Source organism: Pseudoalteromonas sp. TAB23, from assembly GCF_000498075.1.
GTDB lineage: Bacteria > Pseudomonadota > Gammaproteobacteria > Enterobacterales > Alteromonadaceae > Pseudoalteromonas > Pseudoalteromonas arctica.
In genome coordinates this window covers 1-26,388 of record NZ_AUTP01000111.1, presented here as the reverse complement: position 1 = coordinate 26,388, position 26,388 = coordinate 1, and the positions used below count along the sequence as shown (strand labels likewise).

The window sequence follows — 26,388 nt, the reverse complement described above, 5'->3', positions numbered from 1 at the left end:
TTAATGCCAGTCAGTTAACAGCTGACTGGCTTTTTTTATTGGGGTATTTACTGGGTTTTGGTTTCACACACCTCGGATACGCCCGCTCCCGTTTTATCGGCAATATGTGATGTTCAACTTGAGCTTGTAATTGCTCTATTGATTTAGGTATCCGTCCTGCATTTTCTATAAACATTGTATGAATAAGGTTAATAATACTAATAGCACACGTCGTAAAACTCAGGTGTTTTGCATATATTCCAGATTTTTTCTGCGCCATTTTCACCATCTGGTATCGGAGCAAGTTATAGCTCAACATTACGCCCCATAATTCTTGCGCTATCATCTCAGGTTTCTTGCTGCGTAGCGTAAAGTGACTATTCAGTAAGGTTTGTTTCATTTCTCGATAACCAAGTTCAATTTCCCACCGATCACTATAGAGGTCAACAATTTCAGCCTTAGGGAAACGCATTGGGTCTGTTAATGAAGTGAGTATATTCACCTCTTTCCCCTTAACCGTTTTTGTGACTAGCCTAACTTCAATGCTCTCTGGTAAATCGTCGAACTTTTTTCTCGCTTGTGCTGTTGCTTTTAGCTTGATGAGTTTGTCTTGACGACCTAGAGAGCGAACAATTTCATATTGCGTGCCTTTTCTCATCGGTTGAAGCCAATGCCTATTTACCCCAGCATGATGCCAACGATTGAGTAAGCCTAGAGAATAGAAGCCTCTATCAAATAACGTCAGTGAGTTATCGGGTGTTGCCTCGATTAAGTCTTCAGCCAACACCATTTCACTTGTACGACAACTATCAAAGGCGCTCCCCATTAATAAATGACTAGTTAACTCCATCAAACACACCATGCGAACCTGAGGGAAGGCCGTGTCACCATACTGATTTTTCCACATGGAGAATGCATGTTGATTTTCAGCAGTATCCGGTGTGCGCCAAATGACACCATCAACACCCAGTAGTGATAGCCCGCACCATGTGGGATGGTTCGCATCAGCATTCCACATTTGCTGACTTTGCTCAAAAACCTGTTTAACGGCATCAGCCCCAAGCCGCTGCCTAGCCTGTACAACCGCGCTGGGCGCAACGAGTTCTTTTTTACCTGGTAAAGCGAGCCCTAATTTACTGACAATACTCCACAGTGGGTCTTCACGATAAAACGACATACAAATGACTGTCCAAACGGCCATCTCAACAGGAAGCCTTCTTTTCCTTATCGTCGCGACACCTGCGGTTTCTGCGCATTGTTTGATAAACTCAGGGCATAAAAAATCACTCAGTTGACCTAAGCCTTCTGAATTGGGTGCGTAGCTATTGGCTAGAGAAAGTGCGGTAGTGAGTTGCAAAATAAAAGGCTCCTGAATAAATTCAGAAGCCTTTATAAACTAACCAGAAGATCGGTCAATGGATCGTTAAATATTTCTTAACTGATCGGCATTAAGCTTAGGCTGCCTTTTGCGTTTTACCAAGTTTATTCAAATAGCTCATCAAGTACGTAATAAAATAATTTAGCCTGTTGATCTAAACTCACACTCAGCATTTTTTGCGCAACTTGCTCGCCAGTTATTGGTTTGTAACGCTTTAAAAACGGAAGTCGTGTAATAACAGGAAAAATAATACTGCCTATCTTTTCTGCCACTCTAAATTGCTCACGATCACCTAATAATAAAGAGGGTTGTAAAATACTTATTTTATCAAAAGGGAGTGCTTTAATATGTTGCTCAAGCTCACCCTTCATTTTCAAATAAGCACTATTACTGTGCGTGTTCGCCCCGCTTGATGACACTAAGCAGTAATGCGTAACACCATTACATGCCGCTAACTGCGCCGCTATAAACTGATAATCAAAATCTACTTTACGCTGAGCTTGTGTAGAGCCCGCCCGTTTACGGGTTGTGCCCAAACACGAAAACAATACGTCACCTTTAAAAAGCTCAACGTATTGAGTTAATTTTTCAAAATCAATAACGTGATTAACTAGCTTTGCGTGTGTAATAGGCAAAGCCCGACGACTTAACGTAACCACTTTGGTATAACGATCGCTATTAAGTAGCTTATGTAGCAACTCATTACCGACCAAACCTGTAGCACCTATTAATATCGCCGTTTTAGTCATAAATTTATTTATTTTCGCCCACTTTATTAAGTACGTGCTGCACTGCTTTTTTGTAGCTTTGCGTTTCTTCACTCGCGCACGTTACTACAGATTCTAAATCATGAAGATGGCCGTTTTCTAAACCATAAACCCAACCATGAACGCTTAGCTCTTGGCCGCGTTCCCACGCATCTTGCACAATGTTAGTACGGCATACATTACGTACTTGCTCAATTACATTTAGCTCAATAAGGCGGCTTAAACGTTCGCTTTCTGGCATTGCATCAAGTTGTTCAAGATGCTTTTCTTTTACATCCCCTACATGGCGTAGCCAATTATCAATAAAGCCAAATTTTGCATTGTTTAAAACGGCTTNCCACAGCCATAGTGACCTACTACCATGATATGTTTTACTTTTAAAACCTCTACAGCGTACTGCATAACCGACAAACAGTTATGGTCAGTGTGTACAACCACGTTTGCAACGTTACGATGCACAAATAATTCGCCTGGTAATAAATCAACTATTTGATTAGCAGGTACACGAGAGTCTGAACAACCAATCCATAAATACTCTGGATTTTGTTGCATAGATAAAATTTTAAAAAACTCAGGATCAGCTTCGCTTGTACGTGCAGCCCAACGTTTATTGTTATCGAATAAATTTTTTAACTTTCTCATTGCATCTCTTATTAAGTCGAGGACGGAAATTTAATGGATATTAGCAAGAATCAAAATATTACGAGGCGTTAACTGCTTTTCACAAAACGTTTTAACGCTTACTTGATAGCCTTGCTGTTGCAAATATAAAGCACGATCGAGCACAAGCCAAACTTCAATTGCTCTTCTGAACACATGTCGAACCAGTTCAACTCGGTCAGTTATTTTTTTTCGAGCAACCCCAACATCTAAATATTTATTATAATCAGTATCTTGAGGTAGGTTTATTGCCTTTTTGTCTGCAGCCCATGCACAAAATGATTTAAACGAATCTGAGAATATAGCTTTGTTAACCGAAGGTACGCTTACATAATATTGCTCGCCAGTAATCGATTTTCTAAGTGCGTCAAAACCAAGTCGCCATTCTAGTTCTGTTTTACGTACTTTTTCCAGACGAGAAGGCGCTGTGACAGTTTCTTGTAATGCGAGCTTTAAATCGCGATGCGTTAGGTTAAGCTCACTTTGGTTTGCAACCTCACTCATTACACGGTACTCATTAGCCGTAAATAAATGATAGCAACAAGGTGAAAAGCTAATTTGCTGTACTTTCGCTAAACTTGCTTGGCGCATAAATGCTTGGTGCAAACCACCACATGCGTGTAGCGCTACGGCATGCATATCAGCATTAAAAAATTTAGTGATATCCTCTTTTAATACATCTGCTTGGCTAAAATGCATTGCCAAGCCTTGTTGCTGTGCACTTTTTTGTCCTTGCTCGCATAAGCTTTGTTGCAGTTCAATACTATGCACGTCACTTGCGCCATTAAAAGCAAGCATTCGCCCTAAGTGTCCTTTACCCGCACACCACTCTAAAACTGGTTGCTTAGTAGTAGGTAGTGCAGATACAAAATCTTGTAACTGATCAAACTTACGACCTTTAATGCCGTTACTTATCCAAAACGGATAATCAGCTCGAGAGTGTGCAGAGCTAGGTAAATCACATAGCTTAGCAAGTTCATCAAGTTGGTTTATGTGTTGGCTAAAAAATTGGTATAGCTGATTTTGATCGTTATCAAGAACGGTTACCTGATCATCAGTTAGTTCGCTAAGCATGCCTTGCAGCTCTGGCCAAGGAATAGTGTCAAAATCAAATGCGGTGCACTGCCAATACTGACGATGGCGCATTAAAAGTGAATCAAGTGCAAAAAATTGCTCAGCTAAAGTCATAACAGCTTAAAAAATAAAAAGACAATTAATTATATCAGCTCAGTGAGCTCTCATTAAGCAGTTATTTTTTGCTAAAAATCAGCCGTAAATACAAAGGTATTGAAATAATACTCACCAGAATAGCTGCTATGAGCATCCATGATAATTGCATCTTTTCAGGCTCTTGGTATTTATAAATAAAGTGAGATTTCACTTCGTCAAATTCGTTTTGCTGTATGCCATATAAGTCAGCAATTAAACGCCACTTTGCTATCGACATATGCCCTAAACTGGTAGTGGGTGGGGTTATATAACTTTTTAGTACTTCAGCCTCAAAGGCGAGCTGATGAAAGCTCTTACTCGGTGCATAGTTTTGCTGGGTGACTGCAATGGCTTCATCCATGTTCATCATTGCATAGCGCCAACCTTTTAGGCTCGCTTGGTAGAATTTTTCGACCGTTTGCGGATTTTGCTTAAGCATGTTTTCGCTGGTAAATAAAATGTCGCTATATACATCCATACCATAACGCTGTGGGCAAACAAGCCGATGAGCTACGCCTTGTTGAGTCATATAATAAGGCTCTGTAGTAACATAAACTTGCATAGCATCTAGCTTGTTTTCAATCCAAGCCTGGTTAAAATTTTCGCCATTGTAAACTTTGAGTTTATCTACATCAACGCCACTGCGTTTAAGCATAATAAGTAGCTCGGTGCCATCATTTTTGCTCACCGCAGTGATACGTTTATTAACAAAGTCACGTGGATGAAAAATATCAGACGTGTCTTTAACCATCCAGCAGTAAGGTGAAAATTGTAATAAGGCAGCCATAGCAACAAGAGGTTGGCCATTTATACGTTGCTGTAAAATACCAGAATGCCCTACACCAAATTGTGCTTCGCCACTGGCGACAGGACCAAAGGTATCAGGTTTCATTGGATTAGCTTGTTTAATAGTTACATCAAGGCCCGCTTCATTATAAAAGCCTTTTTGCTTTGCCATATAATAACCGGCAAACTGAAACTGATGTGTCCATTTTAGCTGTAATGTGACAGATTCTTGCGCCGCGATATGGCTACAAAAAAAGCACAATCCAATGATTAATCCTTTAAATAGCAACTAGGTGCCCTCAAAAAGTATGACGATTACCTGTAACTATATGTAAAACGTGTAATAAAGCAAGCACCCGAGTAAGGTGCCTGCCTTTAAAGAAGAATTATACTGAGGCGAGTTTTTCGGCTTTTTCTGCTTGCGGTTTTGATGTTAAAAATTGGGTAAAACACGGATTTTGTGTTTCATCTTGTGCACTGTAACCTAAGCGATTCAAATGCTCGTTAAACATTTCATACTGACTCGGCTCAATAGCAAAACCTGCCAGTACATTCCCCATCGAACCACCGTGATTACGATAATGAAATAAGGTAATGTTCCAATTGCTGCCTAAAGTATCTAAGAAGCGTGCAAGCGCACCCGGATACTCAGGAAATTCAAAACGCAATAAACGTTCATGTAATTGCTCTGGTGCTTTTCCGCCAACCATATAACGCACATGTAATTTAGCGAGTTCGTTATCCGACAAATCGCAAAATTGATAATCGTTATTTGTTAAGTCTTGCTTTAACTCATTAAGCTCTTGCTCGCCTTGGCGAAGTGCAATGCCCACAAATATTTGTGCTTCACCAGGTCCTGCATACCGATAGTTAAACTCAGTAATAGCACGGCCACCTAAAGAAGCACAAAACTGTTTAAAACTGCCTTTTTCTTCTTTAATAGTAACGGCTAATAGCGCTTCGTTTTTTTCACCCAGCGCAGTGCGCTCTGCTACATAACGCAGGCGATCAAAGTTTAAATTAGCACCCGAAAGCACAGCCGCTAAATGTAGTCCTTTTAACCCCGACTGCTGACTCCACTTTTTAAGCCCAGCAGTTGCAAGTGCACCTGAAGGCTCTGCAATTGCACGGGTAGATACAAAAATATCCTGCATGGCTGCACATATTTCATCGCTAGTAACGGTTACAACTTCATCGCAAAACTTTTGTGCTAAACGAAATGTTTCAGTGCCAATAATTTTAACCGCTACGCCATCGGCAAAACTACCAACGCGATCAAGCTCTACTGGCTTACCTGCTTCAAGTGCTGCTTGTAAACACGCACTTTCGTCGGCCTCTACGCCAATTACTTTTATATCTGGACGCAGCGATTTAATATAAACCGCCATACCAGCAAGTAAACCGCCGCCGCCAACAGGAATAAACACAGCATCAAGCTCGTTTAATTGCTGCATTAACTCGCGTGCTACAGTGCCTTGACCAACAATGACATCCGGATCGTCAAATGGTGGGACAAATATACCGTTACGTTGCTCTGTTAGCTCAAGCGCATAGGCTTTTGCTGCATCAAAATGATGGCCATGTAATACAACTTCACCGCCAAGTGCGCGCACTGCGCTGACTTTTATTTCAGGCGTTGTTACTGGCATTACAATAGTTGCTTGATGCCCAAGGTGAGATGCACTTAATGCAACCCCTTGAGCATGATTACCCGCAGAAGCAGTAATAACCACTGAGCCTTTAGGTAATTTATTTAATTTGTTATACGCACCGCGTAACTTAAATGAATACACGGGCTGTTGGTCTTCACGCTTTAACCAAACATGATTACCTAGCTTTTTACTGAGTTCAGCCATTTCGCTAACCTCAGTAACTTTAGCCAAAGGCTCCATGTTTGCTTGAATAATAGCGCGAAAATAATCGAGCTCTTGAGAGACCATAATTAACTAAGCGCCTCCAATTTAGCTAAATCGCGCACTGCGCCTTTATCGGCACTTGTTGCAAGTAATGCATAAGCCTTTAAAGCAGACGAGACATAGCGCTCACGATCAACTGGCTTGTACGCCATTTTTCCGCGTGCTAATTGCTTTTGTTTACGTGCCTCAAGTTCTTCATCGCTTAGCGCTAATGTGATTTCACGTGTTGCGATATCAATAATGATTTTGTCGCCATTTTCAACATAAGCAATTGCACCACCACTCGCCGCTTCTGGCGATACATGTCCAATTGATAAACCCGAAGTACCACCCGAAAAGCGACCATCAGTAATAAGTGCGCATTTTTCAGCTAAGCCTTTCGATTTTAAGTAGCTTGTTGGGTATAGCATTTCTTGCATACCTGGGCCGCCTTTTGGTCCTTCATAACGAATAACAACAACATCGCCGGCTTTTACTTCGTTATTTAAAATCCCTTCTACTGAATCATCTTGTGATTCGTATACAATGGCGGTGCCTTCAAAATGTAGCATTTCGTCAACTACGCCAGCACTTTTTACAACACAACCATCAACGGCTAGATTACCTGAAAGCACAGCTAAACCACCGTCTTGGCGAAAAGCATGTTCAACGCTTCGAATACACCCATTCACGCGGTCATTATCGCCTTCATCCCAACGACACTCTTGGCTCATTGCTTTAGTAGTTCGAATGCCCGCAGGACCCGCACGGTAAAATTTGCGCGCTACTTCGTTAGTTGGGTCAGTTGCATCCCATTTTTTAACAAGCTCAGCCATTGTTGACCCTGCGACATGATTCACTGACATATCAACTAAGCCCGCTTTACCAAGCTCGCGTACAACAGCCATCATGCCACCAGCACGGTGGACATCTTCAATATGGTACTCTGGTGTTGCTGGTGCAACTTTACATAAAAACGGTGTTTTACGAGAAAGCGCATCAATGTGCGACATATCAAAATCAACGCCCGCTTCTTGCGCTGCAGCGAGTAAATGCAACACCGTATTTGACGAGCCGCCCATTGCAATATCAACAACCATTGCATTCATAAAGGCTGTTTTGTTAGCAATAGCACGTGGTAATACATCTTGATTATCTTTTTGATAATACTCACGACATAAATCAACAATACGAGCCCCTGCTTCAACATACAGTTGTTTACGGTCTTTATGAGTGGCAAGCGTGGTACCGTTACCCGGAAGTGCTAAGCCTATTGCCTCTAACAAACAGTTCATTGAGTTTGCAGTAAACATGCCTGAACACGAACCACATGTAGGACACGCAGAACGCTCTACTTGTTCTGAATCTGCATCACTTACCGACTCATCTGCACCTTTAACCATGGCATCAACTAAATCAAGTTTAATGTCGATGTTAGCAAGTTTAGTTTTACCCGCTTCCATTGGGCCGCCCGATACAAATATTACCGGTATGTTTAAACGTAGCGCTGCAAGCATCATCCCTGGGGTGATTTTGTCGCAGTTTGAAATACAGATCATCGCATCGGCGCAGTGACCATTTACCATGTATTCAACCGAGTCAGCAATTAAATCGCGTGAAGGCAGCGAATAAAGCATACCGCCGTGTCCCATCGCAATGCCATCATCAATAGCAATGGTATTAAATTCTTTAGGAACTCCACCCGCTTGGGTTATTGTCTCACCCATAAGCTCACTAAGCTGATTAAGGTGTACATGCCCTGGTACAAATTGTGTAAACGAGTTAACTACGGCAATAATCGGTTTACCAAAATCAGAGTCTGTCATACCTGTTGCGCGCCATAATGCTCTTGCGCCTGCGCGTTTACGTCCTTCAGTTGTTGTTGCACTTCTTAATTTAGCCATAGTTACCTCAGTTTTTGCCGCAATATAAGCGGGCATTCCTCATTCTAAAATTGGTGAATAACCGAGTGACTCAGTTACTCGTAAATTATTTTTTAATTCGTAATTACACAGCCTGTTGGTGCTGTAAATTTTGTAAAGTGACTTCTTTTACATCCACCAGCTTGTTTAGCTGGCTGGTTAATAGGTGAATAGGTTTATCACTATCTACCGTCATGGCTACGTTGTATAAGCCATCATCCATATTGAGCTGAAAATGCGTTAGGTTAAAACCACGATGACGCACCACTCGTAAAAAGCGCTCTACCGCTATACTTTGGCTTTTTAATGCAATAGTTAGGCTATGTTTCATTTTGCTTTCTCCGTCATCATTTCGTCGTTAGCAGCCCCAGGTGGTACAAGTGGCCAAACATTTTCTTTATCATCAATACAGGCATGTACTATGTACGGGCCTTTGCTGTTAACTAATGCTGTAATAGCATCATCAACTTGGTTCGCGTGGGTAATTGTTTGCCCTGGAATACCAAATACAGCAGCTAGTTGCACAAAGTCTGGGTTATCCGACAGGTTAGTTTCAGAGTAACGTCCTTCAAAAAACAGTTCCTGCCATTGGCGAACCATACCCAACCGCTGGTTATCTAAAATTAATATTTTTACAGGTAAATTATTACGGCGAATCGTGGCCAATTCTTGAATATTCATCATTATTGAGCCATCGCCCGATACAGTGATAACAAAGTCATCAGGGCGTGCTACTTGTGCGCCAATAGCAGCCGGTAAACCAAAGCCCATTGTGCCTGCGCCACCACTACTTAAATGATTACTCGGGTGAGTAAACTTCATGTGTTGTGCTACCCACATTTGATGCTGACCTACATCGCAACACACAACGCCAGTTTTTGGCATGTGTTGGCTCAGTTGGTTTAATAAGTACGGTGCGTAGACCTTCTCACCTGGGTAATCGTAACGCCACGCGTGTTTAATATTCATTTCTTTATTTGTGTCACACCACGCTTTAGGTGTTACAAAGCACTCAAGTGCAGGTAACGACGTTTTTAAATCAGCAATCAATGAAGCTTTAGCTGGTTTACGCTTACCTACTTCAGCGGCATCGATATCTAAATGGATTACTTTAGCTTTAGCTGCAAATTTAGCTAAGTTACCCGTTACGCGGTCATCAAAGCGCGCACCTATACACACAAGTACATCACATTCTTGCACGGCAATATTAGCGGCTTGACCACCATGCATACCTAGCATGCCTAAGTAATGCTCGTAGTCAGGTAACACACTGCCTAATGCTTTTAGTGTTGATACAGCAGGCATCTGCGTTTTATTTAAAAACTGCATTAACTCGTCTTGCGCATCAGCGGCTTNCACCACCGCCTACGTACGCTACAGGCTGTTTAGCCTCACTCAACAATTGATTAGCAATAGCAACTTGCTTTAAATCTAACTCAGGTAAGTATTCATCAGCTGCAAGCCAAGGCTTAAAAGGGACTTGCGCCATTTGAATATCTTTTGGGATATCGACAAGTACAGGACCTGGTCGGCCGCTTTGCGCTAAATGAATTGCTTCTTGTAGTATCTCTGCTAAGTCTTCCGCTCGTTCTACCATGTAGCTGTGCTTAGTACACGAAAGCGACATACCTAGTACATCTATTTCTTGAAACGCATCTGAACCAATAGCTGCAGTAGGCACTTGGCCGGTGATCGCCAATAATGGTACTGAGTCCATCATCGCATCAGCAAGGGCAGTTATTAAGTTAGTTGCACCTGGGCCCGATGTTGCAAAACACACACCTAATTTACGCGTGCTGCGAGCATAACCAACAGCTGCAAACCCTGCACCTTGCTCATGGCGAGTAAGGTAGTGTTTGACTGGCGCGCCATACAGCGCATCGTAAATTGGCATAATAGCTCCGCCTGGGTAGCCAAATACTTCATTTACGCCGTGTTTGGCCAATAAGTCGATTGTTAGTTCTGCGCCTGTCATTAATAAACCCTCATTCCTCAGTGACAACCCAATTACATTTTTACGCTAAAAACTTTGCCCTTAAAACTAAAAAGCCCTCCGAACGGTTAAGTGCGGAGGGCTTTTTTAATGCTTAAGTTTTTAAAGCACTACGAAGCCCTCGCGGGAATAATCACCACGATAATAATCAGGACTAGGTTAAGTGCGTTTGTAAGCATGTAATTAATACCAAATTTTGTTCAATTATCGCGAAGGTTATTCCTTCGCTCTCTTTTTATATTAGTACCGCGCTAGGCCCTTTAAGTCAACACCAAAGTTAATCTAACAAAAAGACTAAAAGGCAATTTATCAGGTTTTAAAATTCATTATATAAGCTGGTAGTGGTTTTTTTATGCTCTAATTTTATTCTCAGAAATTCACTATTCTTATATCCCTTATTTAAGGTTTGATTAATTTTTGAGAATATTTTTATAAATAAAATTATTTATCACCTTCAGGTAATGCGTAGGTTCCCTTAAGCAGCTCTTAAGTATTATGGCATAGCATGGCGTTGTTATTTAAAACGAGCCTAAATATGAACATAACTAGCCAAACACCAGCACAAAAAAAGCCAAATCGTAGTAAGCGGTTTTACATTCACTGTAGTGCAAATGCCTTTGTAGTGATGATTGCCTGTTATTACTGTTTAGTTATAAACATTCCTTTTATTCAAGGTTCGTTTAGCGCCATCACCTCCCTTGCATCTTTTTCATGGCTATTTTTACTTTCAGTGCCACTGCTTTTGTTATGCCTTTTAATTATTTTCTTTTCAATAGTGTCGGTTAGATGGTTATTAAAACCAGTTAACTATCTTTTACTGATAATTTCGAGTGCCGTGCTTTACGGCTCATTAAATTACGGCGTCGTGTTTGACTATTCGATGATTCAAAACACGTTCGAAACGGATTCAAGCGAAGCACTGAGCTATTTAAACCCACAGCTCATAGCCTTTTTACTATTATTTTGTGCGCTACCTGTTTTTATATTAAGCAAAATAAAAATACACTTTACTCGCCCTCATCAAGAAGCGATTAGCCGCATAAAACTTATTATTGCCTGCTTAACGCTAATTGCTTTAGTGGTCGTAAACTTTTACGCCGACTACGCAGCCACTGGCCGCAATAACCGCATTTTGAAAAAAGAACTCATCCCATTTCAGTATCTCTCTAGCGGTTATAAATATGTGCGCGATCAACTGCTGTATACCAATATGGAATTTAAAAATATAGATGCAACACCCACTCTTATTGCGCCTAACACCACCAGCGTAACAGTTATCGTTGTTGGTGAAACCGCACGAGCAGAAAACTTTGCTTATCAAGGTTATAAGCGCAACACCACCCCTTATACACAAAAGCATAATGTAACGTATTTTAATAATGTGGCGTCTTGTGGCACCGCTACTGCTGTGTCTGTGCCGTGTATGTTTTCACTGCAAACACAAGATAACTTTGATCGATTAGAAGCCGACAACCAACAAAACCTGGTTGACTTAGCACAACAAGCTGGCAGCGACGTACTGTGGGTTGATAACAACAGCGGCTGTAAAAACGTATGCACCCGTGTTGTTAACATTGATATCCCAACCACCCCATCAGCGCTTTGCGATGGAAAATATTGTTTTGATGAAGCACTTCTTGCTCCACTTAAGCGCAAACTCGCTAATTTAAACCAAGCTAATACCGTTATCGTCCTACACATGATGGGCTCACACGGACCAACCTACTTTAAACGCTACCCAGAAAAATTTAAGCAATTTACGCCCACGTGCGACAGAAGCGACATTCAAAACTGCTCACTCGATGAATTAGTTAATACCTACGACAACACAATTGCGTACAGCGACTTTGTTAACGCCCAGGTAATTGAGCAATTAAAAGCGCTGCCAAACAACATAGATAAGCAGTTTTTATATGTCTCTGATCATGGTGAATCACTTGGCGAAGCCGGTGCTTATTTACATGGTTTTCCGTATAGCTTTGCACCTAGCACACAAACGCACGTTCCTCTTTATATGTGGGCTGATGAGCATAATCAGCGCATTACTAATACCTGTTTAGCTAATTTAGACACCCGCGCTGCACGCTCACACAACAATATTTTTCACACCCTTTTAAATTTAATTGGCATTAAAAGCAAAACGTATCAGGCATCGCTCGATTTACTTGCTAGCTGCCAAACAACACCAAGCGAAATAAAAATATGAGTAATAAAACCGTTATAAAACGCCAAGGCTTAATGCGCCTTATTTTTACCTTAAGCCATTCTTTTAACGGCTTAAAATGGATGAGTCGATTTGAAGCGGCGTTTCAACAAGAGCTAGCACTGTTTTCGTTACTCGGTGTGTTTGTGTGGCTACAAGAAATTGCACTAAGGGATAAATTACTGCTTATAGCCAGCCTGCTTTTTGTATTGTTTGCTGAGCTGGTAAATACGGCAGTTGAGGTTGTAGTTGATAGAATTGGCAGTGAATACCATGAGCTTTCGGGGCTAGCTAAAGATATTGCCTCTGCAAGCGTGTTTATAGCTATGCTAATTGCCGCTCTTATTTGGTGGGCTGTGTTATGGGCATAAAGCTAACTTTTATACCTAAAATACAAAATGCACTTGGCCCTGTATGGATTTTTGTTGTATTTGCTGTTTTGGCACTTAGCTTGTTAACACTTGCTCGCTTTGGTTTAAGTGTATGGCAAGGGGAGCGTGTATTTGGATCGCATGCGTGGTTATCTATATTTATAGGTGGTTTAAGAGTTGATATAGCCACTCTAAGCTACATTATTATGCCCGCATTACTACTTACTTTACTGATGCAAAGCGTAGGTTGGCAAAATAAAGTACGCGGCCTCATTAAAATTTATTTAGTGACGATGTCTGCTTTACTTGTTTTTTTTGAAGTGATTACGCCTACGTTTATAAACGAGTACGATTTACGCCCAAACCGCTTATTTATAGAATATTTAATTTATCCTAAAGAAGTCTCAAAAATGATTTTTTCAGGCTATAAGTTAGAAGTATTTATTGCTGTTATAGCACTTATTTTAAGCTGTAAATTTGCAAGTAAAGTATTTAGCAATCAATGGCAAAGCAAGTCATCACTAACAGGCTTAAATCAATCAATTTTAGCGCTTGTTTTAGTATGCTTAACTATTTTTGGCGCCCGCAACTCATTAGGGCACAGACCACTTAACCCAGCCATGGTCTCATTTTCTACCGATCATTTACTTAACGACTTAACCCTTAACTCACTTTATAGCGTCGCGTTTGCAGTTAAGCAACTTTCTAATGAGCAATCAAGCCAAGACTATTACGGTAAAATGCCCACCGATGAATTACTTAGTATTGTGCGTAGTAACATGCAAAATACGCAAGCCGCATTTAGTGATGTAACCGCCCCTACAAAAACGTTTCATGGCGCAAGTAATACAGGTAAACCCAAAAATTTAGTCATTATTTTACAAGAAAGTTTAGGTGCTCGTTATGTAGGCACGCTTGGCGGTTTACCGCTTACACCTAATATAGACGCCCTTTATAAACAAGGCTGGGGGTTTGATAATTTATACGCCACGGGTACACGTTCAGTACGTGGAATTGAGGCAGTAATTACAGGGTTTACACCAACGCCTTCGCGTGCAGTTGTTAAGCTTGATAAATCACAACGTGACTTTTTTACCATTGCTGATTTTTTAGCGAAGCAAAATTACAACACGCAGTTTATTTATGGTGGCGAAAGCCATTTTGATAACATGCGCAGCTTCTTTTTAGGCAACGGTTTTAAAAGTATCGTAGATACAAATAACTTTAAAAAAATAGACTTTAATGGCTCGTGGGGCGCATCAGACGAAGACTTATACGACCAAGCCGACATAGAACTTACTAAGCTTAAAAATCAAAACAAACCTTTTTTTAGCCTTATATTCTCAAGCTCTAATCATAGCCCGTATGACTTTCCTGACGATAAAATAACGCTGTACGATAAACAAAAACAAACCCGTAATAATGCTGCCAAGTATGCCGATTACGCACTAGGCACCTTTATCGAAAAAGCTAAAAAATCGAGCTACTGGGATGATACTGTATTTATAGTTATTGCCGATCACGACTCGCGCGTATCGGGTTCAAATTTAGTACCGGTTGATCACTTTAAAATTCCGGCCGTTATTTTTGGTAAAGGTATTACCCATAAACGAGATAGCCAACTAGCCAGCCAGCTCGATATTCCTGTTACTCTACTGTCTTTAATTGGCGCAAGTGGTAAGCACCCTATGATAGGTCATGATTTATCAAAGCCAATTAGCGACAACAAACAACGCGCAATGATGCAATACGACAAAAACTTTGCCTACATGCACGATAATAAAGTGGTGGTGTTACAACCACAAAAACCAGCAACCACCTATACGTATAGCAATAACCAGCTTGTACCATGTGAAAACGATGAGCAACTAGTTAAAAAAGCCCTAGCCCACGCGAACTTAGGTAATCTAGCTTATACAAATGGTTGGTATCATTAACCAAGTGACTTGATAATAAAGCCTTGTTAAAGTAACAAGGCTATTTTTATAAACCGAGTAAACATGAAAATCCTCGTTATTGAAGACTCTGAAGCACTAAGACGCAGCTTGCAAGTTGGCCTTAGCAACCTTGGTTTTACCGTAGATGAAACTGGTGATGGCTCAGAAGGGTTGAGTATGGCACTCAGTGGAAACTACGACCTCCTAGTACTTGATTTAATGCTACCGAGCGTTGATGGCATGAGTATTTTACAAGCACTGCGCAGCAGTAATAGCCAAAGCCGTGTGCTAATTTTATCGGCACGAAGTGAGCCTCAAGATAAAATTAGCGGCCTTATGAAAGGCGCTGATGATTATTTAACTAAGCCATTTTCGTTTGAAGAACTCCATGCTCGTGTCCTTGCATTACTTCGTCGTGGTTCACTGCAAAACCAACAAAATACCCTTACCGTAGGTGATTGCGTATTAGATCTGTCACTTAAAACTCTTCACTACAAGCAACATGCCATTGAGCTCACTCGCAATGAATACAAAATAATAGAATGCTTATTTAACGCCCCAGAGCGAGTATTAGGGCTTGAGCTTATAAGTGAAGCGGTGGTAGGTCAGTTTGATATGCTCTCTAAAAATGCGCTTGAAGCACACATCTCAACCATACGTAAAAAAGTAAGACAGTTTGATGGCGAGCTCCCGATAAAAAACAAACGTGGATTTGGTTATGTCGCAACAACAAAATAAAAGTCACTCAATAAAACGTAAACTCGTTAATAATATTAGCGCTGTGATCTCTGTTATTTTATTCACCATATTTTTAACCGTTGATCTAAGTGTTGATACTTGGGTGGAAGATCAGTTTAATCAGTCTTTAACTAACAAAGCTAACTACTTAAAAACCTTAGTTGAAGATGACAACAACGTGGTTGAATTTGATTTTGCTGGTGAGTTTATGTCGGAGTATGAAGCTGCAGATGCCACGGAGTTTTACCAATTATGGCATGGCCGTGATGTGTTTGAACGCTCGGACTCATTAGCGCTTTATGAAAATGCTAACCTGCCTTTTTTAGAAATGCCGATAAACGAATCTAAAATTATAGATTACGAGCTTCCTAACGGGCGTGATGGTCGCGCACTTATAAGTCACTTTGTAGCCCAAAAAGATGATAGAAATCCCACTCACTCTGCTGTTTTTAATACCATGACTCTTGCAATCGCAGCGCCCACCTCCGAACTTAATAAAGTACTGATTATTATTGATGTGGTCTTTATTTTAACCTGTGTACTTGGTGTGTTTGGTGTGCGCTATTTAGTGACACGTATTGTAAATAAAGGTCTGCACCCGCTACACAACTTAAACGACCAAATTAAGTTACTCGATATTACCGGTGTTGCGCAAACAATAGAAAGCGACTTTAAAGTAGAAGAAATAGAACCTATACGTAACGAGCTAAATAAGTTTATTACCGTTAATCAGCAACTCTATAGTAATGAAAAACGCCTAACAAGCGACATTGCACACGAGCTTAAAACCCCAATAGCTGAACTCATAAGCCTCTCAGAGGTGGCTATTCGCTACCCTGACGATAAACGAATTAGCGACACCTATACCAGTGATGTGCTTAATATTTCACAGCGTATGAAAACGATTGTTAGCAACCTATTACTGTTGCAGCGCTCAAGTAGCAGTGCAATGCAATTAAATGCACAAAATATCATTCTAAATAACCTAGTAAATCAAATTGTTGATGAGCTGACCTTTAAGCACCCAACTATTAAAGCGCGTTTAAATAATGAGATAACTGACGAGTTTACACTTAATGCTGACGAATTTAGTTTAAATACCATTTTATGTAACTTAATCGATAACGCACTATTTTATGGACTCCCTGAGGCACCAATTAAATTAACTGCCGTAAATAACAGCACAAACATGACCATCTCTGTTAGTAACAAAGTAAATAAACCACTAAGTAGTGAACAGCTCACTGCTATTTTTGACCCGCTCTATCAGCTAGATTCATCTAGAACTAATAACCAGCGCCATGGTTTAGGATTATCAATTGTACAGAGCTTATGTAACTTAAATGGCTTTACTATTACGGCCAGTAATACCGAAAGCAATACGTTAACGTTTATATTAACGTTACCTCTGAAGTAAATTTAGGTTAGTATTTACACTACTAACCTTCGAGATTTTAAGGACAAACCATGAATGCTCTTACCCGTGTTAGCCACTTTTTTATTGTGGCATTACTTATAACATTTAGCCTTAACAGCTATGCTGCTCCTGCCATATACAAGATAGAAAAAAATGGCGTCAGCTCTTACTTATTTGGCACTGTACACGTTGGTGATGCCAGCATGAAAGGCTTACCTAAAAATGTAACCGATGCAATTAGTGCAAGCAAAGAAGTGATTGTTGAAGTTGATATAAGCAAACTTACTCCACTTGAAATGCAGCAGCGTTCAATGCCATTTATGATGCTAAGTGACGGTAAAACACTGCAAACTGAGCTTTCAAAGCAAAATTATACCAAGCTAAAAGATTACTTTGCTAAAAAGTCGATTGATATTGCTATGTTTAATGGCTTAAAGCCTTGGGCTGTTATGGTGACTATGATGCAAATTGAATTTCAAAATGCAGGTTATTCAGATAAAACCGGCATAGACAAGCAAGTGCTTAGTTATGCTAAAGAGCATAATATTAAAATTGGCGAGCTTGAAACCCTAGAACAACAACTACAAATGTTTGATGGTATGGCGCTATTAAGCAATGAAATGATTGAAGAAACCTTTGAGCAACTCAGCGATATTAATACTTACTTTATCAAATTAGTTAATGCCTGGAAAAACGGGGATATGGATACACTAACCGATTACTACAACATGAGTTTTGATGACAGTAATTACGGTGAAATTAGCGAGCAAGTAATGCTAACTAACCGCAATAATAATTGGGTTAAACAACTCACACCGCGTTTAGCAAACGAGCAACTATTTATTGCCGTAGGCGCTCTGCATTTACCTGAAAAACACGGGTTACTTAAACAGCTACGAGATAAAGGCTTTAGCGTTACTCGTCTTTAAAATAAAAATGGGTTGAGTGAATTTTCGCTCAACCTTTCTCTGAGTTTTTAATTAAAGTCTTCCATTTTTAAGTAATTCTCTATTCCTTCAATTTTGTCTGCCGCATGATGATTTACATAAATCACAGTACTTGTATTAGCAGCACAAATTTTCTCTATTAGTAGCAGTACACGTTGCCTGTTTGCTTCATCTAAGCCTAAGCAAGGCTCATCTAAAATAAGTAGCGTTGGATGCTTTACCATAGCCCGCACAATTAATAACATACGTTGATCGCCGTACGACAGCTGAGTAAATGAGGTGTTTTGTTTGTCACTTAAACCAATAAATGCCAGCCACTGCTTAGCAATATTAATTTGTGCGTCGCTCGGCTTTTGATATAAACCTATGCTGTCATAAAAACCAGATATAACAGTATTTAAAGCCGATATACTTACGCGATAATCCATATGTAGCGCGTTAGATATAAAACCAATATGCTGTTTTATATCCCAAATACTCTCCCCGGTTCCGCGTTTAAAACCGAACACTCCAATGTCATTGTTATAACACTGTGGGTTATCACCTGTTATTAAATTTAATAGGCATGTTTTACCTGAACCGTTCGCTCCAGTAAGCTGCCAATGCTGATGCTTTTTTATAGTCCAATTGAGATTTTTGAATATGCTTACGTCACTATAACTAACTTTAGCATTACTCAATTTAACTAAGGTATTACCAGTGAATGTCTTTTGCTCTTGCTCGGCGTCAGGAGATGGCACATCCAATGAAGTATGCTCTAAATGAAGTAGTTTTAGTAAGTCACTTAATTGCTCACTGTCTGGCTTTGCCAAAGTATGTAACAAGCAACCTTGGTTTACATAGCCATAGTGAGTAATGAATGAAGGGATTTCGTCTAGGCGGTTTAGTACAAAAACAAAAGTAATCGTGTGGCTAAGCTCTATGAGTATTTTATTAAGTTGCTGGCAAGATTGTACGTCGAGTCCATCAAATGGCTCGTCAAGCACGACTAACTCACTATGGGAGCTGAATGCTTTTATAAGTAGGAGTTTACGAGTTTCACCCGTTGAAAGTTCTCTAAAATGCCTATTTAGTAATGAGCTAAATTTAAATAATTCTATTAGCTGCGCTAATAACTCACCATTATTACTATGCTCTGCAAATATAAGGTCTTTAACGAGGCTATGCTTTTCATGCTCTAATTCTTGGGCCAGTAACTGTTTATGCGAATCTGAAGACACGAGCATAAGTTTATTAATACTACTTATACGCTTACCACTTTCGCACTTAGCTTCACCAACTAACGCAGCTGTCAGTGCAGATTTACCGGCTCCATTAGCACCTAGAAGCAGCCAATGTTCTCCTAGATTCACTTGCCAATCTAGGTTGCATATGTCGTAACGACTTTTGCCTTGTCCTTGTAAGTAACCATTAAATTGCTCAAGCGTAATTGACTGCACTAACTTTTCCTAATAAACCTTAAAACAGCAAGTTAACGCATATTAAAAGTGCTTAGCAAGCTTGTTATCTGCAAAATTAATTTATTTCACTAGGGCGTATTGATCTTTGTGGATTGAAATTTGTTCAATCTAGGGGCGATTAAATCGCGGCGCGAGATTTGTAACCTAGTGGGCTAAGTCAAAACCGAGTAACAAAGAGTTAATCGTCTCTAGAAAGAACCCAATGGGCAGCGCATGTTTGGTATTTATGCTGCGTTATCGCCTATTTATGGGGAATAACCACACTACATAGGCTCTGCCTTGCCTAAAAACCAAACAGTCTGCTGCAAATTCAACTACCAAAGATCAACACGCCCTAGCAACGCTAATACTATTTAATGCGTCTTTAATTGCTTGCTGACTTATTGGTTTATGAATATGAAGGTTAGCCCCGTATTTATAAGCTCGCTCTATATCATTTTGTGAAGTATTTGCTGTTATAACAATAATTGGCATTACTTTATTAAGATCAGAGCGTATTTTTTTAATCGCCTCAAACCCATCCATTACTGGCATATTTAAGTCCATAAAAACAATATCGTATTGATTTTCACTCACCATATCGCACGCGACTTTGCCGTTTTCAGCGCAATCATAGCTTAAACCTAATAAGCTAAGTATGCGGGTCAGTAATATAGTATTTAATGGATTATCTTCAACGACTAAACACTTTAGTTTGTCATTTATTTTACGAGGGTTTGGGAGAGCTTTACTGGCAATTATTGGTAAGTGCAAAGATACCAGCGCTCCATGGGCTTCATTATTTTTGAAGGTAATTTCACCGTGCAACGCCTTTACAACATACTGAACCCGAGTGAGACCTGTTCTTAATCCTTGAAAATGGTTTGTTTGTTTAAATGAGTCAAATTCAAGATCAGTAATCTCTTTCGAAAAACCACAACCAGTATCACTTACAATTACACAAAGTTCATCATTAAAAAGCTTTGCAGAGACAGTAATTTCACCCTCTATCGTAAACTTAATAGCGTTACTGATTAATTCTGTAAGCGTATGCTGCAAACGTTGATGATCCAATTTACATACACAATTTAATGATTTATCTAAACAACTAACTAGTTTTAGGCCTTTTTGCTGACAAGCATGCTCGTAAGCCATTAGTACTTTATTACACGACTCTAAAAGGTTTTCATTTTTAAATTGCGGTACCCACTTACCTGTACTTAAAGCGTGCAAGTCCTGCAGTTCATCTAATATGGCTATTAACCTAAGTGCGCAGTAATTAGCTTGGGTTTTAATGCTTTTCTGCGTATCAGAAACCTTTAACTCCTCAATAGACGTAATAAGACCCTGTAAAGGTGTTCTAAATTCGTGACTTGCTCTGGCAATAAAATGTTCTTTATTTTGACTCACTTGTTGAGCGAACTCTTTTTGTTTTTGGTATTTAGACAATGCATTACCTATTTCTTTTTCCATTGGCATAAATACAAATCTTAACTCTACAAGTAGTAAAAACATCGCCATAAGCCAAAATAATAATTCAAGGTTAGATACCCAGTTCAATTTTTGGACAGCTTGCTCTTCAAATAAATTCACTGCATGATCTAGTTGCTTTAATAGCTCTTCAACCTCAGTTACAGAGAATATACGCTTATCTACTTGGCCTTGTTGATAAAGCAAATTTTCCGCTTGCTGGATATATGTTGCAACTTGGGAATCTAGTTTATGAGGAGCTAACGTATACAGCTTAATAAGCTTAGGTGTAAGGTATTGATACTCTCCATTACCATTTTTTGAAAGTAAGTAATTATGAGTTTTTTTGAATGATACAACTGACGCTTTTAACGCTTTAGTATGCTCAGAAATATTTGTTGCCGATAATAATAACTCATTACTATGCCAAGCTATTTTTTGAGAAAGCATTCTCTGCTTACCAGCCATATTTATTATTTTTGCGTCGTATTTTTGCACCGAAAAATAATACTGCATAAGTGATGCTGATGTGCTTATTAATAGTGCTATTGCTATTAATGCCCATCGGTAACGAGTACGGATATTCGCGACAACTTTAAACATACTAAGCCTTGTTTTTGTTTTAAGTGTAGCTCAATTTTTTAGAACTAATAAGCAGCTTAAATAATGATTATTAAATAAAAAAGCCCAACTAAAAAGTTGGGCTAATAAAATAAAACTATTTAACTATCTATTTTCTAAACGGTTATAGTCGAACATTCCATATTCTATCCCACGATATTTTTTAGCAGTATCGTGCAATATATCGCTGTATTGCCAAAACTGTGGATGAGTACGTCGAATACCAAACTTAGATTTCAATGCACCATAATCAGCTTCTATTTGCATCATAGGCAATTGCTCGGCAAAAGCATTTACTTGCTGCTCGTTATTTAAATACCAAATAGCTGCTGGATAATCTCCGATAAACCCAGGAACAATAGTCGCGGTATCTTCATCATAAGCACGTTGGCCATCTTCGTTTAATAAACTAGATATATTGTAGTGCGCATTATGATGAATAATAGTGTAGCCCTTATGGCTATTATCTTCTTGCTTTACAAGTATAAAAGAAAGCTGAGGTAATAAGTTAACCGCTTTTGCTGGCATTTCACTTATTACATTTAACGGCTTTGGCACTTCAGTGTAGTTGTATTTTTCACTTAAAACTGGCGCTAAGGCTTCTTTCATCAAGGTATATAGTTCATGCTGTGGATCATCAGTTTCATAGTTAATACCACTGGGTTGGCTAAATTCTCGGTTACTTTTAAAGAACTTAGATAAGTCAGGTGGTGAATTACGGTACCACTGCTTTTTGATTTGATTACGCTTGTGCTCAGGTAATAGAGCTAAAAAGTTTTGCTCTCCCTCTAAACGTAAAAAATCCATATATAAACGTGTAACCAATTGATGGCCTATATTTCCGTATACATCAAAGCCTGCCACAAGCAAATAATGAATACGTTCAAATAACGCATAATCAAGTATCCACGTGGTTTTAGGCTCTTGACCAATAAAACCTTTAACAACAGTTGCACTATCAAAATGGCGGAAAATAGTCAGCGCAGCATTTTTATTATGCCCATCACCTTTCCAAAGCAAGTCAGTTGTAAGATGCTCGCCACCTTTAAACATTTCGTTAGCAAGCTCAACTTTTGCCTGTAAATATTTTTTCTCACGAACTGAATATTTAACCCAGCTAGAAATAGGTAACGCATTACTTTCCTCTGCAGCAGGAAGTTCTAGCGCTTCTTCATGTTGCATTAGCATTTCCCCTACAGCAGGAGTCGCAACCTTATCAGGATCAGCAAATGCCACCCAGAAGTGATCATTTATAACATTTAAAGCAATCTGACCACGACAAACAGGCCCTTTTATAAAGCCCATAATAATTAACTCGGCTTCATCAAGCATAAATTGATATTTAGAATTAATAGGAATAACTTCAAAAGTTTTAAATGGGTTAGATGCTGACTTAGGCTCATAACTCGGCATTTGCGTAACTGTATAATCTGGCGCAATAAACTGCTCGTACAAACGCAGTAATTTAGCTTCATTAAGCTCAAGTGGTAAATGCGTTTTAGAAAGTATGGTTGTACGCTCTTGCATAAAACGATAATAAACACGGCTAACTTTAGGGTCATCGTATGGACGACGCGTATTAATTAACTTTATTTCCTCACCAGGAGGCGTACTTGAGCGAACTAGTTTAAAAAAGCTTTGTGGGTTCTCTGACGTAAAATAAATATGTGCTAAAAACCAATGTTCATAAATATAACGTGCTGATAACTGATACTTTAAGTTATCTTGATTTAAAAATGCTTCCCAGCCCTTTATTTTATTCTGATCATACTTACTTGGTGGCTCAATATGTGACATTTTACCGCCATTTTTAAGCCAGTTCTGTAAATGATTAAACTCTTCGCGCGAAACCCCAGGTAAACCATAAGGCATACCGCCATGAGGTTGCTCGTCAGCTAATCGGTCAAACTCCCCCATTGTTGCACAGGTTTGCGAACGCCCTAATGAAAAATCAAATTCATCATCTAGCACTTCATTAGTTGGTAATTCATAGCTTTGCTTTAACACTAAACTATTAAATAAAACACTTCCCGCTAAATTCGCTTCCTCACTTTGCACGCGTTCATTTAAAACTGGCGTAAAGTTTTTTTCTCGCCATTGCTGTGTATTGGTTGCATCAAATAATAAACGGCTTGGGGTCGTTGCCAATAAACGAGTTCCATCGTAAACAAGCTCTTTACTCAAACCTCGGTCAATACCTTCAGGGGATGAGAGCTTAAGCTGGCAAGGTGCATCGTAACAACCATGGCAAACGACGCAGCGGGTATCGAGCACTGGTTTTACATTTTGTAAAAAATCAGCTCCAGCAAGAGTAGAATGCGGAACGATACGCTCTTGTGCTTGTTCAGGGCCAAATAAATCATCGTAATGTGCATTACCTAAGTAAGCACAACCACTAAGGATAATTAATACAAATGTACTTATTATTATTTTTTTCATTCGTCCTCGTCACCTAAATCGAAGGTGGGCATCATATCCATTTGAGGAGAAACGAATGTTTTCTGACCTTCAGTATTCAAAACAATACTTAAAAGAGGCCCATGCGTTAATGTTATCTGCGCATCATGCTCTTGCTCTAATATACTTAAATACAGAGAATCAGTTATAAGCAACTCATAACCGCTAACGGTAATAGCTACACTGCTATCTTCACTTGGATTTTGGCAAATTTGAGCAAGTAACTCATCATCAAGTCCAATTGATATTTCAAAATCAGGCTGCTCTAAATCTCTATCACTTAATGATTCATCTAATAGAAATAAAGGAAGGGTTAAATTGCTATCTTGTTCAAATTCCATTGCGTTCTCTGCACTTTCTGACGATTTAATTGGCGAGTATTATAACAAACTAGCGAGTAAATTAACGCTAAAGCTAGTGTAACTGTTTAAACGTCATCTATAACAGATTCGATCACCGAAAATACAGCACCTTGAGGGTCGCATATAACACTAAAACGACCAACATCGGGGATATCTGTTGCAGGAACACATACTTGTCCACCTAAGCTAGCGGCTTTATTTACTGCTGTATCGCAGCTCTCTACTGCAAAGTAAATCATCCAATGAGCAGGAATATCTTCAGGCCAGTCGCTTGTCATCTCAAGCATACCGGCAATTGGCTGTCCACCGACTAAAAATAAAGTGTAATCCATACCGTCCATTGGCTTTATTTCACTTTCCCAGCCTAGTAAAGCACAGTAAAAGTCTCTACTTACTTTACTATTTCTGGTTGCTAACTCATGCCAATAAGGAGTGTTTAATTCACCTAAGTGCTTACAACCTTTATGCTCATTTCCTTGCCATAGTGCAACAGTGGCACCTACAGGATCTTTTAGCATCAACATTCGTCCTGCATTCATAACATCATGAGGACCGGCAATAACTTCAGCACCTAGTTCTTTAGCTTTTAGCGCACAATCATCAACATTATCGACGGCAATGTAAGCCAACCAATGACTTGGGATCCCTTCACTAATTTGCTCTTTAGGCATTTCATACATAGCGGCTATATCACCACCTTGCTTTTGTAGCATAGTGTAATATATGTCCTCCCCAATAGGTTGATCGTCATACCCCCAATCAAATAATGAGGTATAAAACGTCTTACCATCTTTCCAATTATGGGTACAAAGTTCTGACCAACAAAAAATACCATGTGGGTGATTATCAATTTCACTCATTATTAAACCCTTATTATTCTATTTTTATCTAAACGAGCTCTGTCACATTTTATAAACTACATAATTGAACAGATCATAAATTGAGATTAGAGCAATAACTAAGCGGAGTCGATAAAAGAAGGGCAAGAATTCGTTATTCAGTTGTTTCATATATGAGGTTTTTAACGCAGTTAGCGTCAGATTTAATCCCTCAAATTGATTAGATATTATTGCTGATTGATATAAATTATTTACTAAGAAGTCCTTCGCTCTAGAGGAATCCCTGAATCACTTTTTTGCAGACGTAAAAAAGCCCGAATCATTAGATTCGGACGCTCTACAATATAAAATCGGTACGCTACGCAGTATATCAGCGTCGGGAGTCGCTACGCTCGCCCGCCCTACGTGATGTGTGTTGATGTGAGTGTGTGTTAATTGCGCGCATTTCACTTTTCTGCAGACGTAAAAAAGCCCGAATCGTTAGATTCGGGCTTTCTACAATGTGAAGTCGGTGCGCTACGCAGTAGGATGTCGTAGTGCCCACAGCGGTGGAGAGCCACAGTGAAATGCTACACTATCATCGGCCTGTTTCGTTTCACTACTGAGTTCGGCATGGGCTCTTGGCTATTTACTAAATCCCAGACAGCAAAAAACCCGTCACATTGCTGTAACGGGTTTCTTTAATTTGAAGCCTGGTAATGTCCTACTTTCACATAGCAAATGCTACACTATCGTTGGCCGGGGGTCGCCTTCGAGCTGTTTTGTTTCACTACTGAGCTCGGCATGGGCTCTTGGCTATTTACTAAATCCCAGACAGCAAAAAAACCGTCACATTGCTGTAACGGGTTTCTTTAATTTGAAGCCTGGTAATGTCCTACTTTCACATAGCAAATGCTACACTATCGTTGGCCGGGGCTCGCCTTCGAGCTGTTTTGTTTCACTACTGAGCTCGGCATGGGCTCTTGGCTATTTACTAAATCCCAGACAGCAAAAAACCC

Annotated in this window: 18 protein-coding genes and 2 pseudogenes; 6 read left to right on the top strand and 14 right to left on the bottom strand. The window is 39.7% G+C overall.

Going from position 1 to position 26,388, the window contains the following annotated elements; translation table 11 throughout:
• Positions 1-10: 10 nt before the first annotated feature.
• From L654_RS0102970 to ilvG, 9 genes and pseudogenes are all read right to left on the bottom strand, one after another.
• Positions 11-1,336, bottom strand: a complete 1,326-nt coding sequence (locus L654_RS0102970; protein ID WP_024607224.1) for an IS4 family transposase — start codon at positions 1,334-1,336, stop codon at positions 11-13.
• Between the two features lie 125 nt (positions 1,337-1,461).
• Entirely contained in the window at positions 1,462-2,106 is a 645-nt protein-coding gene (locus tag L654_RS0102965; RefSeq protein ID WP_024607223.1) for an NAD(P)H-binding protein, read from the bottom strand.
• A gap of 4 nt (positions 2,107-2,110) precedes the next feature.
• A pseudogene (can, locus tag L654_RS01000000125375) lies at positions 2,111-2,766 on the bottom strand (carbonate dehydratase).
• Between the two features lie 30 nt (positions 2,767-2,796).
• Complete coding sequence (locus tag L654_RS0102955; RefSeq protein ID WP_024607222.1) at positions 2,797-3,972, bottom strand: methyltransferase; 1,176 nt, start codon at positions 3,970-3,972, stop codon at positions 2,797-2,799.
• 61 nt (positions 3,973-4,033) lie between these two features.
• The gene (locus tag L654_RS0102950; RefSeq protein WP_024607221.1) at positions 4,034-5,068 is read right to left on the bottom strand and encodes an ABC transporter substrate-binding protein; all 1,035 of its coding nucleotides are present in this window, start codon (positions 5,066-5,068) and stop codon (positions 4,034-4,036) included.
• 97 nt (positions 5,069-5,165) lie between these two features.
• Entirely contained in the window at positions 5,166-6,719 is a 1,554-nt protein-coding gene (gene ilvA / locus L654_RS0102945; protein ID WP_024607220.1) for a threonine ammonia-lyase, biosynthetic, read from the bottom strand.
• 2 nt (positions 6,720-6,721) lie between these two features.
• Entirely contained in the window at positions 6,722-8,578 is a 1,857-nt protein-coding gene (gene ilvD, locus L654_RS0102940) for a dihydroxy-acid dehydratase (RefSeq protein WP_024591428.1), read from the bottom strand.
• 103 nt (positions 8,579-8,681) lie between these two features.
• Positions 8,682-8,927: an acetolactate synthase 2 small subunit gene (gene ilvM, locus L654_RS0102935; protein ID WP_010553831.1), complete on the bottom strand. Its 246-nt coding sequence runs from the start codon at positions 8,925-8,927 to the stop codon at positions 8,682-8,684.
• Positions 8,924-10,571, bottom strand: a pseudogene (ilvG, locus tag L654_RS01000000125370) (acetolactate synthase 2 catalytic subunit). Before ilvG ends, ilvM begins: the two are co-directional and overlap by 4 nt.
• Before the next feature lie 553 nt (positions 10,572-11,124).
• On the opposite strand from ilvG, the gene L654_RS0102925 reads away from it, so the two are divergent.
• The 6 genes from L654_RS0102925 to L654_RS0102900 all read left to right on the top strand — a co-directional run bounded on the left by L654_RS0102925 (position 11,125) and on the right by L654_RS0102900 (position 18,184).
• Positions 11,125-12,795 (top strand): phosphoethanolamine--lipid A transferase, encoded by a 1,671-nt coding sequence (locus L654_RS0102925; protein WP_024607219.1) that lies wholly within the window; start codon positions 11,125-11,127, stop codon positions 12,793-12,795.
• Positions 12,792-13,163 (top strand): diacylglycerol kinase, encoded by a 372-nt coding sequence (locus L654_RS0102920; RefSeq protein WP_007582120.1) that lies wholly within the window; start codon positions 12,792-12,794, stop codon positions 13,161-13,163. Before L654_RS0102925 ends, L654_RS0102920 begins: the two co-directional genes overlap by 4 nt.
• Positions 13,154-15,100: an LTA synthase family protein gene (locus L654_RS0102915; protein ID WP_024607218.1), complete on the top strand. Its 1,947-nt coding sequence runs from the start codon at positions 13,154-13,156 to the stop codon at positions 15,098-15,100. The genes L654_RS0102920 and L654_RS0102915 overlap by 10 nt, the downstream gene beginning before the upstream one ends.
• 63 nt (positions 15,101-15,163) lie before the next feature.
• Positions 15,164-15,838 (top strand): response regulator transcription factor, encoded by a 675-nt coding sequence (locus L654_RS0102910; RefSeq protein WP_024591423.1) that lies wholly within the window; start codon positions 15,164-15,166, stop codon positions 15,836-15,838.
• Complete coding sequence (locus tag L654_RS0102905) at positions 15,819-17,255, top strand: HAMP domain-containing sensor histidine kinase (protein ID WP_024591422.1); 1,437 nt, start codon at positions 15,819-15,821, stop codon at positions 17,253-17,255. The genes L654_RS0102910 and L654_RS0102905 overlap by 20 nt, the downstream gene beginning before the upstream one ends.
• Positions 17,256-17,305: 50 nt before the next feature.
• Entirely contained in the window at positions 17,306-18,184 is an 879-nt protein-coding gene (locus L654_RS0102900; protein ID WP_024591421.1) for a TraB/GumN family protein, read from the top strand.
• Between the two features lie 47 nt (positions 18,185-18,231).
• Here L654_RS0102900 and L654_RS0102895 read toward each other — a convergent pair whose 3' ends face one another.
• The 5 genes from L654_RS0102895 to L654_RS0102875 all read right to left on the bottom strand — a co-directional run bounded on the left by L654_RS0102895 (position 18,232) and on the right by L654_RS0102875 (position 25,411).
• On the bottom strand, positions 18,232-19,641 hold the full coding sequence (locus L654_RS0102895; RefSeq protein ID WP_024607217.1) for an ATP-binding cassette domain-containing protein: 1,410 nt from the start codon (positions 19,639-19,641) through the stop codon (positions 18,232-18,234).
• A gap of 345 nt (positions 19,642-19,986) precedes the next feature.
• A complete protein-coding gene (locus tag L654_RS0102890; RefSeq protein WP_024607216.1) occupies positions 19,987-21,714 on the bottom strand; it encodes a response regulator in 1,728 nt (575 codons plus the stop codon).
• Positions 21,715-21,837: 123 nt separating this feature from the next.
• Positions 21,838-24,171, bottom strand: a complete 2,334-nt coding sequence (locus tag L654_RS0102885; RefSeq protein WP_024591418.1) for a fatty acid cis/trans isomerase — start codon at positions 24,169-24,171, stop codon at positions 21,838-21,840.
• A complete protein-coding gene (locus L654_RS0102880; protein ID WP_024591417.1) occupies positions 24,168-24,530 on the bottom strand; it encodes a hypothetical protein in 363 nt (120 codons plus the stop codon). The genes L654_RS0102885 and L654_RS0102880 overlap by 4 nt, the downstream gene beginning before the upstream one ends.
• An 86-nt stretch (positions 24,531-24,616) precedes the next feature.
• Entirely contained in the window at positions 24,617-25,411 is a 795-nt protein-coding gene (locus tag L654_RS0102875) for a VOC family protein (protein ID WP_024591416.1), read from the bottom strand.
• Between the last annotated feature and the right edge of the window lie 977 nt (positions 25,412-26,388).

Excerpts from the sequence above, each read along its gene's own strand:
- L654_RS0102890 (WP_024607216.1), bottom strand. The coding sequence starts at position 21,714 with ATGTTTAAAGTTGTCGCGAATATCCGTACTCGTTACCGATGGGCATTA.
- L654_RS0102900 (WP_024591421.1), top strand. The coding sequence starts at position 17,306 with ATGAATGCTCTTACCCGTGTTAGCCACTTTTTTATTGTGGCATTACTT.
- L654_RS0102910 (WP_024591423.1), top strand. The coding sequence starts at position 15,164 with ATGAAAATCCTCGTTATTGAAGACTCTGAAGCACTAAGACGCAGCTTG.
- L654_RS0102920 (WP_007582120.1), top strand. The coding sequence starts at position 12,792 with ATGAGTAATAAAACCGTTATAAAACGCCAAGGCTTAATGCGCCTTATT.
- L654_RS0102885 (WP_024591418.1), bottom strand. The coding sequence starts at position 24,171 with ATGAAAAAAATAATAATAAGTACATTTGTATTAATTATCCTTAGTGGT.
- L654_RS0102915 (WP_024607218.1), top strand. The coding sequence starts at position 13,154 with ATGGGCATAAAGCTAACTTTTATACCTAAAATACAAAATGCACTTGGC.
- L654_RS0102955 (WP_024607222.1), bottom strand. The coding sequence starts at position 3,972 with ATGACTTTAGCTGAGCAATTTTTTGCACTTGATTCACTTTTAATGCGC.
- L654_RS0102875 (WP_024591416.1), bottom strand. The coding sequence starts at position 25,411 with ATGAGTGAAATTGATAATCACCCACATGGTATTTTTTGTTGGTCAGAA.
- ilvM (WP_010553831.1), bottom strand. The coding sequence starts at position 8,927 with ATGAAACATAGCCTAACTATTGCATTAAAAAGCCAAAGTATAGCGGTA.
- L654_RS0102880 (WP_024591417.1), bottom strand. The coding sequence starts at position 24,530 with ATGGAATTTGAACAAGATAGCAATTTAACCCTTCCTTTATTTCTATTA.
- L654_RS0102905 (WP_024591422.1), top strand. The coding sequence starts at position 15,819 with ATGTCGCAACAACAAAATAAAAGTCACTCAATAAAACGTAAACTCGTT.
- L654_RS0102925 (WP_024607219.1), top strand. The coding sequence starts at position 11,125 with ATGAACATAACTAGCCAAACACCAGCACAAAAAAAGCCAAATCGTAGT.
- L654_RS0102965 (WP_024607223.1), bottom strand. The coding sequence starts at position 2,106 with ATGACTAAAACGGCGATATTAATAGGTGCTACAGGTTTGGTCGGTAAT.
- ilvD (WP_024591428.1), bottom strand. The coding sequence starts at position 8,578 with ATGGCTAAATTAAGAAGTGCAACAACAACTGAAGGACGTAAACGCGCA.
- ilvA (WP_024607220.1), bottom strand. The coding sequence starts at position 6,719 with ATGGTCTCTCAAGAGCTCGATTATTTTCGCGCTATTATTCAAGCAAAC.